Source organism: Streptomyces sp. NBC_01233 (assembly GCF_035989305.1).
In the GTDB taxonomy this organism is placed as follows: domain Bacteria; phylum Actinomycetota; class Actinomycetes; order Streptomycetales; family Streptomycetaceae; genus Streptomyces.
Genome location: NZ_CP108514.1, coordinates 411,722 through 425,903 on the forward strand (window position 1 = coordinate 411,722; position 14,182 = coordinate 425,903).

The 14,182-nt window shown below is 76.1% G+C and carries 6 protein-coding genes; 2 read left to right on the forward strand and 4 right to left on the reverse strand.

Going from position 1 to position 14,182, the window contains the following annotated elements:
- Positions 1-10: 10 nt before the first annotated feature.
- Entirely contained in the window at positions 11-1,621 is a 1,611-nt protein-coding gene (locus OG332_RS02090) for an alpha/beta fold hydrolase (protein ID WP_442816093.1), read from the forward strand.
- Between the two features lie 222 nt (positions 1,622-1,843).
- Positions 1,844-2,323 carry an HAD domain-containing protein gene (locus OG332_RS02095; RefSeq protein ID WP_327411803.1) on the forward strand — a complete coding sequence of 160 codons (480 nt, stop codon included), beginning with the start codon at positions 1,844-1,846 and terminating at the stop codon, positions 2,321-2,323.
- Here OG332_RS02095 and OG332_RS02100 read toward each other — a convergent pair.
- From OG332_RS02100 to OG332_RS02115, 4 genes are all read right to left on the reverse strand, one after another.
- Complete coding sequence (locus tag OG332_RS02100; protein ID WP_327411804.1) at positions 2,289-4,172, reverse strand: hypothetical protein; 1,884 nt, start codon at positions 4,170-4,172, stop codon at positions 2,289-2,291. The two genes, OG332_RS02095 and OG332_RS02100, sit on opposite strands and share 35 nt — an antisense overlap.
- Positions 4,169-7,948: a DUF5682 family protein gene (locus OG332_RS02105; protein WP_327411805.1), complete on the reverse strand. Its 3,780-nt coding sequence runs from the start codon at positions 7,946-7,948 to the stop codon at positions 4,169-4,171. The genes OG332_RS02100 and OG332_RS02105 overlap by 4 nt, the downstream gene beginning before the upstream one ends.
- Positions 7,945-9,102 carry an ATP-binding protein gene (locus tag OG332_RS02110; protein WP_327411806.1) on the reverse strand — a complete coding sequence of 386 codons (1,158 nt, stop codon included), beginning with the start codon at positions 9,100-9,102 and terminating at the stop codon, positions 7,945-7,947. Before OG332_RS02110 ends, OG332_RS02105 begins: the two co-directional genes overlap by 4 nt.
- Positions 9,103-9,256: 154 nt before the next feature.
- On the reverse strand, positions 9,257-14,167 hold the full coding sequence (locus OG332_RS02115; RefSeq protein WP_327419078.1) for a DNA-binding protein: 4,911 nt from the start codon (positions 14,165-14,167) through the stop codon (positions 9,257-9,259).
- Positions 14,168-14,182: the final 15 nt, after the last annotated feature.

Sequence of the window (14,182 nt, forward strand, 5' to 3'; positions counted from 1 at the left end):
GGGAGGGCAGATGACACGTCATCACGCGCCCCGTCGTCAGCGCACCGTGCGACGACTCCTGGCCCCGTCGGCCGGCATGGCGACGGGTCTCCTCGTCACCGGCCTGCTTGCGGCGCCCGCCCAGGCGCAGTCCCGCACCGACACCAGCCCCAGCCCCGGAGCTCCGATCGGCACGGTCGCCCGGACGGTGGGCGACGCCAGCTACGAACCGGGCCCCTGCCCGAAGACGCCGGAACCGATCGAGGCCCTGCAAGGGGCCCGCTGCGGAACGCTCACCGTGCCCGAGAACCGCGCCAAGCCGAGCAGTCGAACGATCAAACTCGGTGTCGCGATCGTGCCCGCCGCGACCGACACACCGAAACCCGACCCCATCGTGTGGCTCGCGGGCGGACCCGGCGACGACGCCGTGGGGGAGGCGAAGATGGCGATCGACGGCGGCCTGAACCGCGACCGTGACGTGATCTTCATGTCCCAGCGCGGGACGTACTCGGCCGACCCGGAGCTCCTCTGCCCCAACATCGACGCGTTCAACGCACGCGCGGTCGGCCTCGTCTACGACGCTCCGTCCACCGAACGCCTGCACGTCGAGGCCACGAAGGCCTGCCGTGACAAGCTGGCGGGCCGCGGGATCGACCTCAGTGCCTACAACGACACCGAGAGCGCCGCCGACTACGACGACCTGCGCACCGCCCTGGGCATCAAGCAGTGGAACCTGTACGGGATCTCCTACGGCACCCACCTGGCACTGGTCTCCATGCGCCTGCACCCCGAGGGGATCCGCTCGGTGGGCATCGACGGCATCCTGCCGCCGTCCAGGTCCGGGGAGGCATCGACCTGGAGCAGCGCCCGGCAGGGCTTCGACGGCCTGTTCAAGGCCTGTGCGGACCAGCCGGCGTGCAACAAGCGCTATCCGAACCTGTCGGCCACCTTCGAAAAGCTCGTCCGCGACCTCGAAGCCAAGCCGGTCACCACCACCGTCACGCTCCCCGGCAGCGACAAGCCGGTGAAGGTCGTACTGGACGGCGGAGCCCTGGTGAACTGGTTGGTCTCCGCCACCCACGTGGCGCCCCAGGTGCCTGCCGCCCTCGACGAGCTGGCCAACGGCAAGCCGCAGCGGATCGCCCAGCAGTGGGCGGGCGGCAAGCTCAGCCCCCAGGCCATGGGAAGGGTTTCGCACGGTCTCGTCTACGGCGTCTTCTGCAGCGAGTGGACTCCGTACGAGAGCAAGGACGCGGCGCTCCAGGGCGGACAGAAAGAGTTCCCCTCGTTCCCCCGCTCGGTACAGGCACAGGCTCCGCTGCTCACCTCTCTGCGTCCGGACTGCGACATCTGGAACGTCCCGGCGGCCGCGCCCTCGATCCGGGATGCCACGCGCAGCGACATCCCCACCCTCGCCCTGTCGGGTGCATTCGACGCCCAGACCGGGGCGGACAACGGCCCTTACGTCGCCCGTACGTTGAACAACGCCACGGTCGTCACGATCCCCTACGAGCCGCACGTGGTGTTCGCCACCTCGAAGTGCGCCCAGGAGATCACCCTCTCGTTCTTCGACAACCCGGCCGCACCGAAGACCGCATGCCTGAAGAACCTCGAGCCGCCCGAGTTCGAGATCGCGCCCTGAGACGCCGTCCCGCCTCGTCGGAGTCACCATGGCCCGGGCGGTCAGCACGGTGACGGGGGCGGCGTCCTCCCCGAACCAGCCGGCCGGCCGGCCGGGGCAGTCTCCAGCTTGTAGGCGAGAGCGACCGCGGTGGGCAGGTCCCCTTCCGCGTGCGCCGCGGCCCACACGGCTCTGTCACGCCCGCGTTCTCCGCCACCGCCATGACGGTACTACGGTGGGATCATGACCCGTTCCCTGGTCCGTCCCCTCCTCTACCTCGATGTCGACGGACCGCTGATCCCGTTCGGGGCGGGCCCGTACCCGCCCGGGGACGATGCCAATCCGCTGCTCGCCCGGATCGACCCCGCCCTCGGGCCGAGGCTGGCGGCGCTGCCGTGCGAGCTGGTGTGGGCCACGACCTGGATGGCCGAGGCCAACGAATGCGTCGCGCCCCGGCTCGGCCTCCCTGAGCTGCCGCTGGTGGCCTGGCCGGAGCCGTCCGAGGAGGACGGGCGGGGCGGGATCCACTGGAAGACCCCCGCCCTCCTCGTGCACGCGGCCGGACGGCCCTTCGTCTGGGTCGACGACGAGATCACCGGCGCCGACCGGGACCGGGTGGCCGCCCGGCATGCCGGCCGGGCGCTCCTGCACCGCGTGGATCCCGGGCGGGGACTGACCGACGCGGACTTCAACGCGCTGTGGGCATGGCTCCGTTCGGGATAGCCGCCCAAGACGCGGCGACCAGGGAGCGTTCCGCCGCCGCGAGGTGGGTGGCCGCGGCCAGCCAGGCCCAGGCGTAGCCGTCGGGCGAGGGATCGGTCAGGCGGCCGAAGGCGTTGCGGGGGCGGCGGTCGGCCTCGGCGGCGAGGGCGGCCGACAACTCCGCCGCCGCGGTGAGCCCGGCCCGGCGCAGCGGGCCGTACGAGGCCACGGGCTCCGTACCGCGGGCCGCTTCGGCGACGGCGCGGCGGCCACCCGCGACCCCGGTCTCCAGAAGACGGCGTACCCGCCACAACGGGGAGTCGGCCAGCGGGTCCGGGCCTTCGGCCGCCAAAGCCGCCCCGGGGGCCTCGGCCTGCGGCGGGAAGTGGATGCCCTGGAGGCGGTCGTAGCCGAGGTCCGCGCGGCCCAGCCATTCCTCGGGCAGCCGCAGCGTGTACGGCGCCCCGGGCACCGGGCCGACGGCGAGGGGGCGCAGCGTGGCGGCGCGGTCCAGGTCGGGGCGGCCCAGGACCCGGACCCGGAGTCCGGGGTACACGGCGATGCGGCGCAGGTTCGCCGTGTGCGGCAGCTCCGGGTGGGGGTGCGCGGGCAGCAGCCGCAGCAGCGGTGCGTCCGGGCGGGCCTCGCGGACGAGGAGGTGTTCGCCGGCCGCGCCGACGACCGTGACGTCGCAGCCGAGCAGTGCGGACTCGGCCGCCTCCGGATCGGCCAGCAGCTCGGCGACGGCCTCGGCGGCGGGGCGGGCGAAGAGCGGCGCGGCGGGCTGCTCGGTCCAGGGCGTGCCGCGCAGCGGGGTCGCCCTGACCCCGCGTCCCGCGCCGAGCCGGCCTTCGGCGGAGACCGTCGCGCCGACGATGCGCAGGCCGCCGCGGGCGAGACCGGCGTGGTCGAGGGTGGCGCCGCCGAGGGCGACGGAGGCGGAGCCGGCTCCGCGGGCCCGGGCCAGGCCGCCGGGTCGGACGTCGGACACCGAGTAGCGGGAGCCGTCGGGGGCCAGCAGGTGGGTGACGACTCCGCCGTATCCGGTGGCGGAGAGCACCGGCTCCCGGCACAGGCCGTGGACCTGGAGGCTGCCGCCGGGCGCGTAGGCGCGGCGGGCGGTGCCGGTCAGGACGGGGTCGGACGCCCCGGAGGCCAGCAGTCCGGCGGTGTGCAGGAGTTCGCGGAAGGCTCCGGTGAGGGCGCCGAGCCGCTGCGTGGCCCGGCGCTCCCGGGCGGCGCGCAGGCCGCGTACGACCCGGAGGGCGGCGGCCTCGGCGCGCGGCAGCCCGGCGAGGCGGGCGGTGTGCGCGGCGCGCAGCAGCTCGGCCTGCACCACGGCTCCGCCGGCCGTCACTCCGGCCGCGAGGGCTTCGGCGGCGGCGTGCCAGAGCGCGGCCGCGGCCGCAAGCTGGGCCTCGGTGAGGGCCGGCGCCGGATCGGTGAGAGCCGGCGCCGGATCGGTGAGAGCCGGCGCCGGATCGGTGAGAGCCGGCGCCGGATCGGTGAGAGCCGCGGGCCCGGGCTCCGCCGGGGGTTGCGGCCCGGACTGCTCCGCGGGCGGTTGCGCAGGGGCCGCGTCCGCGAGCGGGGCCGCGCCCAGTGCGGCGGCCCGGTGGAGGCAGCGGGGCGCCAGCAGGCAGCTGCACGTCGCCTGTCCGGCCTCGGTGACCGCGCCCGCCGGCCCGGGGCGCAGGGTGACGAGTGCGTCCTCGCCGAAGCTGACGGTGACGCTGCCGTCCGCCGCGCGGGTGGCGCCCGCCGCGCAGCTCTCGGTGGCGGCGTCCAGCTTCTTGCGCAGGCGGGCGGTGAGGTTCTCGACCGCTTCGGCGAGCACCTCGGGTGCGACGGGCGGCAGTTCGGTGCTCAACGGGACTCTCCACGGAGGCGGTCGCCCACCCAGCGGGCGAGGGCGAGGGGGCTGAGGGCGGCCACGGGCATGCCGGCCGCGACGAGTTGCCGTGCGACCGGAACCGAGTACCGGGGCGTCCCCGCGTCGTCGAGCGCCGCGCAGCCCATCAGGTGGGCGCCGGAGGCGGCCAGCGCGCGGACCTCGCCGAGGAGTCCGCCGATGGGGGCGCCCTCCTCGAAGTCGCTGACCACGACGACGAGGGTGCGGCTCGGGACGGTGATCAGGGTGCGGGCGTGCGCGAGACCGGCGGCGATGTGCGTACCGCCGCCGACGCGGACCTCCAACAACAGCGAGAGCGGGTCGTCGACGCGGTCGGTGAAGTCCACGACCTGCGTGGAGAAGGCGAGGAAGTGGGTGGACAGGGTCGGTACGCCGCCGAGCACGGCAGCGGTCAGGGCCGACCAGATGACGGAGGCCTCCATCGAGCCGGAGACGTCGACGACCAGGATCAGCCGCCAGTCGGCCTCGCGGCTCGCCCGGGTGCTGAAGACGGGCCGCTCGGGTACGACGACCACCGTGCCGTCGTCCCGTCGCCAGGTGTGCGCGAGGTTGGCGCGCAGGGTCCGGGCCAGGTCGAGCCTGCCGCCGGGGCGGCGGGTGGGGCGCGGGGTGGCGAGGCCCGAGAGGGCCGGGCGCAGGCGGGTGGCCAGCTCCTTGGCGAGCTCGTCGACCAGCCGCCTGACGAGGGGGCGCAGACGGGCGAGTTGGGCCTCCGGGAGCCCGCCGGCCAGGGACAGTACGGAGCTCAGCAGTTCCACGGAGGGCCGTACGGCCGACGGATCGAGCTGGGCGAGCACGTCGGTGCGGCCCGCGTCGGCGGCGCCGGCGAGGACCTCCTCCCGTACGTCCGCGCCGAACAGGGCCTCCAGCTCCTGCGACCACTCCCGGGCGGTGGGGAAGGAGGCCTCCTGGCCGCCGCCCTGGCCCGAGTCGAGGTCGGATGCGCCTTCGCCGGCCCCGGCGCCGTACAGCTCGTCCAGTGCGTGGGCGTAGCGGCGGGCGCCTGCGGGCAGCCGGTCGCGCTCGCGGCCGAGCAGCAGTCGCCAGCGGTCGGCAGGGGCGATCCGGTGTTCCTCGGCCCCGGGGGTCCGGGCGGGCGGGGCGTCGGGAGCGTCCGGGGCCGCGGCGGGTGCCTGCGCCTGCGGCAGCGGGAGCGCCTTCAGCGCGGCGAGTCCGGCGGCGTCGGCGGCGGCCCAGAGGGCGAGCAGGGCGGGCGAGGCGTCGAGTGTGAGGTCGAGCCGGTCGCCGAGCCGCTCGGTGACGGTGTCCAGCAGCCGGTCGCGGGCGGCGGGGGCGAGGGCGTCGAAGCCGCCGCGCAGGGCCGGGAGGCGGTCCAGGAAGTCCTGGTCGGCGAGGCGCTCGACGCGGTCGAGCAGCGGGGTCAGGGCGGCCGGGGAGGACTGCAGCAACGGCCCGGCGGCGGTGAGGAGTCCGGCGAGCCGGCGGGCCAGGGCGCGTCGGCCGTCGGGGCTGCCCGCGGCGTCGATCCACCCGGCGGCGCGGTCCCCGAGCCCGGCGGCCGGGTCGAGGTCCAGGAGGACCCGTACGGCCAGGGCTGCTCCCTGCATCAGCGGGGACGCGGAAGCGGCCAGCTCGGCGAGGGCGTCGTCCGTGCGCAGGCCGAGGTGGCGGGCGGCGGCGCGGTCGGCGAGGGCCACGAGTGCGGCCGCGTCGGCGGGGTCGTCGCTCCCGGCGAGGCCGGGCAGGGACCGTACGGCCGCTTCGAGCAGGTCGGCGGTGAGGGCGGCGGCCGTGGCACGCGACCCGTCCGAGGTGCCGGGGAGGTGGCCGCGGTGGAGTGCCTCCAGGAGGTCGAGGGCGTCGAGGAGTTCGGGCAGGGTCGCCGTCTGCGGCAGGGCGGTGGCAGCCTCGTGGAGGCGTACGTCGACCAGCTCGGGCAGATCGCACCGCGCGGCGGCGGCCAGCCCGGCGAGGACCTGCGCCGGGGTCGGCCCGCCGTCGGCGGCCGCCCGGCGGGCGGTGTCGCGCAGGGTTCCGGCAGCCGCCTGGGCGGCGGTGACGCCGCGGACTCCGGCGAGATCGAGGCGGGCCGGGACGGAAGGCGTCCAGGACAGCCGCCACTTGGTGCCGAGGGCGCTCCCGTCGCCGGTGGCGGCGACGGTGAGCGACTCCCCGTAGGAGGCACCACACACGAGGAGCCGTTGCAGCAGGACCTCGCGGCGGCCGTCGAGGACGGAACGCAGCGGGTCGAGGCGGACCTCGCGGGAGGCGGGCTCGTCGGGGCCGGGCAGGCGCAGTTCCGTCAGCTCGGCCTCGACGGAGGGCCCGAGACCCGAGCGGGGGGCGTGCGGGGTGATCCGCCCGCGGGCGGTGCCGACGAAAACGGCCTCGAGGGCGCGCGCCAGCGCCCGGCCCCGGCCGAGCGGTTCGCCCTGGCCGAGCACGGTGGTGACGGCCTCGAGGAGCTCGCCGCGGCCGGGCGCGGGGAGCCCGCGCAGGACGGCGAGGTCGCAGGCGAGCCGCAGGGTCTCGGCGGCCTCGCCGGTGCCGGCGGTGTGCCCGGCGCGGCGCAGCTCCCGGCAGAGCCGGGTGACGGCGACGGAGGCCGCCTCCCGGACCCGCCCGGGGTCCCCGCCGGCCTCCAGGACGGCCTGCTGCCAGAGCGGATCCCGGATCCCGGCGGGGTAACCGGAGCGGGAGTCGAGCAGATCGAAGGAGTACGGTACGAAGGAGGTGACGGCCCGCTCCGTCCCCTCGCCGGGAACCGGGCCGGTGGGCGCGCGCCCTACGGTCCGGGGCCCCGGCACGACACCCACGCGTGGTGCCGTCACCAAGCCGCCGGACCCCCCGTCCGGCGCCCCGGGAAGGGCACCGGCGGACCCGGTGCCCACGCCCGCGCGCACCGCGTCTGCGGCGGGCGCGTCCATGTCCAGCAGGGCCGGAGCGTGGAAGGCACCGATCACGGCGGCCACCCGGTGGCCACCGGCGGTGGCACCGGCGATCACGGAGCGCATGTGGGACTCGCGCGCCAGATCCCTCGCGGGTGGGGTGGAGTCCGCGCGCAGCGCCCAGCCGACGCCGAGCGCCGCCCGGCGCACGGCTTCCGCGGAACAGCCCGGTGCGAGCACCTCGACGGCACGGTCCCACAGATCGTCACCGTCACGGCCGGTACCGGCGGCGGTGAGCGCATCAGCGAAGGAACTCCCCCGCCGCGCCCGCACGTCCGGCCCGAAGTCCGACTGCGACTCCGGCTCCGCCTCCAGGGCCGAGCCGGATCCTCCGTCCCCGTCCGGAGCCGGAGCCGCACCCGCGGGAACGGGCTGGCCCGGGAGCTGCCCTGCGGGCGAAGCCGGGTCCGGGCCAGGGGCTGAGCCCGCGGTCCCGCCCGGAGCCGGGTCCGGCACGGCGGCCTCGGCCGTCCAGCCGGGGGACGGGAGGGGGAGGTCGCAGCAGAGGACGGTCGCGCCGGTGCGGCGGGCCCAGCGGATCGCGGCCAGTTCCGGGGAGAAGTCCGCGAACGGGTAGAACGCCAGGCGGCCGTCGCCGTCGGTGCCCGCGAGGGCGACCGGGGCCACGGTCTCCGGGTCGGCCAGGTGCTCCAGCCACGGCTGGAAGTCCGCAGGGAGTTCGACGCAGACCACGTCCGCGCCCGAGGCGTCCAGCAGCTCGGGCACCACCGCGGCCAGGGCGGGGCTGTGGTGGCGTACGCCCAGCAGGTACGGCGTACGGGACGCGGCGAGCGCGTCGACGGCGGCGCGCGGGTCGGAGGTCAACGCAGGCTCCCGCGCAGGTCCCAGAGGCGGCGCCACATCGCGGAGCCGTCCTCGGCCCGGCGGCGCACCGGGCCGTCCCAGTAGCCGAGGAGGCGGCCGTGGTCGGCCGGGTCGTCCTTGCGGACCACGCCCAGCAGGTGACCCGGCAGCAGGTCCAGCACGTCCCCGCCCGGCAGGTAGGCGGCCGCGACCCCCAGCGAGGCCGCCACCTGCACGGCTTCGGCGGTGGACATGACCGTACCGGGGCGTTCCACGTCCCAGCCCTCGGCGGAACGCCCGGAGCGCAGGTCTCGGAAGACGGTGACGAGCGCGTCGAGTACGGCGTCGTCGACCCCGAAGGCCGCGCCGGCCCGCTCGACGGCGGCGACCGCCTGCCGGCGGATCAGCGTGGCCTCGGCGTCCGCGTCGGCGATCGGGGCGACCGTCTCGAAGTTGAAGCGCCGCTTGAGGGCGGCGGACATCTCGGAGACGCCGCGGTCCCGCAGGTTGGCGGTGGCGATGACGGTGAAGCCCGGGGCCGCGGAGACCACCGCGTCCTCGGTGGCGGTCAGTTCGGGCACGCTGACCCGCCGGTCGGACAGGATCGACACCAGTGCGTCCTGCACCTCGGGCAGGCAGCGGGTGATCTCCTCGACGCGGACCACGCGCCCGGTGCGCATGGCGGAGAGCACCGGGGAGTCGACCAGGGCGCCTGAACTCGGACCCTGCGCGAGCAACAGCGCATAGTTCCAGCCGTAGCGGAAGGCGTCTTCCGTGGTACCGGCCGTGCCCTGGACCGTGAGGGCACTGGTTCCGCTGACGGCGGCGGCCAGCAGCTCGGACAGCATCGACTTGGCGGTGCCGGGCTCACCGGTGAGGAGCAGGCCGCGCTCTCCGGCGAGGGTGACGACGCAGCGCTCCACCAGGGCGCGTTCGCCGACGAATTTGGGGGCGATGGCCAGCTTGGAGGGGAGCCCGGCGCGCCGCTTCGGCAGAACCAGTTCGGCTCCGTCACTGCCGCAGACGAAGGTGACGACGGCGCGCGGGGTCAGGGCCCAGCCGGGCGGCCGGGGGCCGGGGTCCTGGGCGGCGAGGAAGTCGAGCTCGGCGGCGTGACGCTCCTCGGCGGGCAGCACCTGCCGGGGGGCGGGGACGGATGGTGCGGTGACGGTCATCGGGGTCCTCTGGAACGGGAGCGGGTATCGGGGAACGGGAAACTGGGAAACGGGAAGGGGAACGGAGAACCGGGAGGCGGGCCGCGTGCCGGCCGAGGGCGCGGCGCACCCCTCGGGAGGTGCGCCGCGCCGAAAGGCCCGGGCGGCCGGTGGTTCAGCGGCGACGGGCGCGGGTGCGCTTCACCTTGAGCTCCTCGAAGCGCGGGACGTCGCCCTCCTGGACCCGCTGCCAGGCCCGGCGGTAGAGGTCGGCGGCCGGTTCGGCCGGGGTCAGCACGCCGAGCAGCGGCCGGTCACCGGCGCCCAGACCGTACATCGGCAGCTTCCACTGCTCCACCGGCAGGGTCGGCGAGGCCATTTCGGCCCATCCGCCCGGCAGGAACAGCGAGCGTCCGGCCCGGGTGCGGCCGGCCGACACCACCAGGTCGGTGGCGGCCAGTTCGGCGCGGGCGGCCTTGAGGCGCGCGGGCTTCCAGCCCGTCCACCGCGCGGTGTTGCGGTCGGTGGGGTCGGGCATGGCGAGCAGGGCGAGGTACACGGTGGCCGCGTCGGCGCCGAGACCGCAAGCGGCGCGCACCTCCTCGACCAGCTCGGGGACGGAGCGGCTCGGGTCCTGCGGCCACCAGGTGCCGTCGGCGTCCACCGCACCGGCCGCCGGGGCGCCCGGGTCGGCGAGGAGGGCCGCGAAGCGCGGGTCGTGGACGGTCCGCAGGGCCCTCTCGAGCGCGGAGGGCCGCTGGTCGGCGCCCCGCAGCGCCGGGAGGTACGGGTCGGAGCCGGTGGAGTCCAGCAGGGCCGGGCGCAGTGCGGGCTTGGGCTGCTCGTCGTGGGTGGCCATGACGACCGCGCCGTAGCGCTCGTAGCCCTCGCCGGTCTCGGTCGGCGTGCCCGCCGCCTTCCGGAATTCGGGAAGGCTGGTGTAGTGCCCGATTTCGAGGAGCAGTTCGGGCGCCGCGAGCCGCTGGCGTACGGCGGTCAGCGCGGGTGGCAGGGCGGCTCGTACGGGGTCTCCGGCGGGCAGCCGGTGCGCCAGCCAGGCCGCTGTGGCCACGGTCCCGGTCAGGACGCCCGCGGTGAAGGGGTGGGTGGCCGGATCGCGGGGCTCCACGTGGTCGCCCTTCACCGTCCAGGCCACGTCGACGGAGAGCTCGCGCGAGGCCTCCGGGTCGAGCAGTGCGCCCAGGGCCCGCTGTGCGGCCCAGCCGCGCCCGACGGCGCGTGCGGCCTCGGTGGCCAGCCAGTCGGGTACGCGGGTACGGCGGCCCACGCGCCGGTTCCACACCTCCGCGGCGGCGGCCACGTCGGGTCCCTCGCTCCACAGCTTCGCCGGATCGGCGGGCAGGAGGGCGGCGACCACGGCGCGGCGTACCTCGGCGTCGAGGTTCTTGAGCTCGTCGCGGGCGTGGGCCGCGTCGGCGGCCTTGACCCCGAGGGCGGTGCGCAGCTCCGCGGGCAGGAAGTTGCGCTCGTAGGTGTCGGTGTGCGGGAGACCGGCGATCACCAGGCTGGCGAGGGCGCCGGGGACTCCCGTGAGTCGGGAGAACTCCTCCGCGGCTTCCGGGCTGAAGGGGGCCGGGCCGTGTTCGGCGGCCGCGGCGAGGAAGTCGGCCAGCCAGCCGGCGCCCCGTTCGCGGTCGCCGAGCTGGGTCTCGCCGCGCAGGGTGTAGGGGCCGGGGACGGTGAAGCGGCCGGTGGGGTCGTGCAGCAGGGCGCCGAACTCGTGGCCGTAGGGCACGGATTCGCTGTGCTCGGTCAGGGCGAGGACGGCTCCGCCGCCCAGCGGCAGCACACCGCGGTGGTGGAGGTTGCGCGACAGGCCGTCGGGGCCGGTCAGGTGGGCGCGGTCGAGGTGGAGCACGACCCGGCGCCAGCGGGCGGCGGAGCCCTCCGCGGAGGCCAGGCCGAGGGCGTCGACCGCGCCGAGCAGGGCGACCAGGGCGGCCCGCCGTTCGTCGGTGGCCGACACGGTGGTGGCGCGGTAGGCGACGGCGGCGGGCTCGTCGAGCAACGGCGTCCAGGAGAAGGTGTGGTGCGAGAGCGCGGGCGTGTCGAAGTGGAGCCTGCCGGGCACCTCGGTGTCGTCGGTCCGCGCGCAGGCGGCACGGAGTTCGCTCAGGAAGTGGTGGGCGCCGTCCTCGTCGCCGCCCCAGCGGTGGTACCCGGAGCCGATGAGCCCGCTCAGCGCGTCGCCGAGCAGCCGGTCGCTGGGTCCGTGCTCGCGCTCCTCGGCGTGCGCGTCGTCCGGGTGGAGCCGGGCGGCGACCGCGTCCAGGGCCTTCTGCTGGGTGAGGGTGAAGCGCAGTACCTCGACGATGCCGCCGATCAGCTTGGGGGCGGTGACGTCGGGCAGGGCCGCGCTCACGAGGCCGGGCAGGTCGGTGACCTTCTCGGCCGCGGCGGCGGCCTTGAGCAGCGCGGCGACGGTCTCGCGGTCGGCGGCGCGCAGCGCTGCCGAGCCTTCGACGTCGCGGGGGCGCAGGGCGTACCAGTGCGACAGCGGCGGGAGGTCCACACTGCCCGTGCCGAAGGCGGAGCGGCGCTGGTGGTCGCCGCGCGAGCGGGCGGTGACCACGCCTTCGGGGTCGCTGATGCTGAGCTCCTGCCAGTGCTGCGACAGGGCGCGCGGCCGGTCGTCGCCGGGGAAGGCGAGCGCCGCGACGGGCATGTCGCGGCCCTCGGGCACGGTGACGGTGCGGCCGCCGGTGTCGGTCCCCTCCCAGCCGTGGCCCGCGATGCGGACGGTGCGCCAGCCGAGCAGGCCGCCGGCGGGGGCGCCGAGCACGGAGCCGGCCACGGTGGGCGCCGGCCGCAGCCAGTTGGAGTGCCCGCTGCGGCGCGCGTTCTCCGGGTGCGCGCGCAGGGCGTCGGCGAAGAACCCGGGCAGGGAGATCCGGCCGTACGCCGCGCCGGCGGGGTCGTACTCGCGCCAGCCGGCCTCGTTCTTCTCGTCGCGACGCTGCCACACCCAGTACGAGGTGCCGTCGGACAGCAGGGACCGCTCGTCGGGCAGCTTCGTGTCGCCGCGGTGCAGGACGCCGCCACCGGTGGCGCGTCCGCCGCCGGGGAGCGGCAAGGAGATGTGGTCGCTGCGCAGCGACCAGTGGTTGCGGTCGGTTTCCAGGGTGAAGACGGTCTGGGGTGCGGAGTGCCAGTAGCCCTCCGTCCGGTTGGTGCTCCAAGAGGACCAGAAGACCAGCAGGTCGCCGTCGACGTAGTGGAATCCGTGCTGGTACTCGGATCCGGTGGGGACGCGCAGGTCGTGGGTGAGGACGGTGGAGTCGGCGTCGATGACGCGGACCTCGGTCTGGTTGGCGACGATCAGGTACGGCCAGGCTTCCATCACCGTCAGACCGTGGCGGCGGCTCTGGCCGGGGCTCAGTTCGGCGAGGGCGCTCTCCCAGGAAGGCCAGGCGAGTTCTTCGAAGAGGCCGCCGCGCAGGGTGCGGGCGAGGGTTTCGGCGAGGTCGGCGGCAGCCGCGGCGGCCACTTCCCCGGGGGCGAGTTCGAGGGCTTCCGTGGGCAGCCAGGTCAGGCGCTGGATGGCGTCCGGTACTCCGGGCAGGCCGGCGGCGGTGGAGGCGCGGGCGACTTCGCGCATCCACTCGGTCAGCAGCGGGCGGCCGCCGGGCGACTCGGCGACGCGCCGGATGACCTGGACGCCTTCGCCGTTGCCCCCGAGGGCGTTCAGCGCCCGGCGGAAGGCGGGGTGGAACCGCTGGTCCGCGGCGAGGGCGAGCAGGTCGCGGCGCTGCTCGGCGCGGGCCCAGCCGGTCAGGTTCAGCTGGTCGTGCCGGTGCCGCTTGTTCTCGGGGTCCGGGTCGGGGTCGGCGACCGGGATCTCCAGGGCGAGCAGCAGGTCGAGGAGGTCGGCGTCCTCGACTCCGACGCGCAGGCCCGCTTCACGGCCCGGCCGGGCGAGTTCGGTGCGCAGCTGCTCCGCGCAGCGCTCGACCACGTCGAGGAGGACGCCGAGGGCGGGGCGCACGCCCCAGCCGGCGTGGCGGGCGGCGTGGAAGCGCTCCAGCCAGCCGGCGGCGCCGTCGGCGCACCGCTGCTCGGCGGGCGGTTCCTCGCCGGCCAGCCCGGCGGTCGCGCCGGACTCCTCCAGGATCTCCAGCCACAGGGTGGTGAGCTCGTCACCGCCTCCGGGCGGGGTCAGTCCGAGGAGGGTGCCGCGTACGGCGGGAACCCGTCGGGCCAGCGCGACGAGGGCTGCGCGGTGGGCCTTCCACCAGCCGAGCGCGGCGCGCAGGGTGGCGGGCAGGGGCAGCAGTTCGGCGAGGTAGTCCTGCTCGGCCTCGGTTCCGGTCAGGCCCGCGGCGCGGGCGAGGCGGCGCAGTTCGACGGCGGCCTGGGCGGAGGGCGGCAGCCCGCCGGCGGTGCGGCGCACGCACAGGCGGCGGAAGCGCTCGTGGGCCTCGGCGGGGGTGACACGGCCGGCCAGGGCCTTGGCGTAGCCGGTGAGGACCTTCACCGGCAGGGCGCCGGCCAGGGCGAATTCGAGGAAGACGGAGTCGAGGCGGTCCTCGTCGATGGCGAGGCCGTGCTGGGCCTCGGCGGTGCGGGCGCGGCCGAACAGCTGGGCGGCGTAGGTGGTGTTCTCGACGGCGAGGAAGATGCGGGCCGCCTGCTCGTGGAAGACGGGCAGGAAGTGCGGGACGGAGGCGGCGAGGCGGTCGGCCAGTTCCTGGCAGGCGTCGAGGGCGGCCTTGGGCTTGGTCTTGGCCTGCCGGGCGACCCGGTCCAGTTCGGGGACGACGGCGAGGGCCTGGTGGCCGTCCTCGGGGTGGTGCACGAGGACCCATTCGGGGAAGCCGAGCGCCTGGCGCCGGCTCAGGCCGACGACGGGGGGCTCGCCCTCGTCGCGTACGAGTCCGAGGAAGCCGGCGGCGAGGTCCTCGGCCGGGCCCAGTTCGGCGGGCGCGAGCCGGACGACGACGCGGTCGTCGCCGAGTCCGGGGTGGCGGTAGGAGCGGGCGGTCAGTGCGACGGCGGTGGGGCCGGCGCCCTTGGTGTCGTGCGGCAGTACGGCGCCGGCCTTGAGCAGCAGTTCGGCCGTGTTCATCGCGGTGTCCTTCTG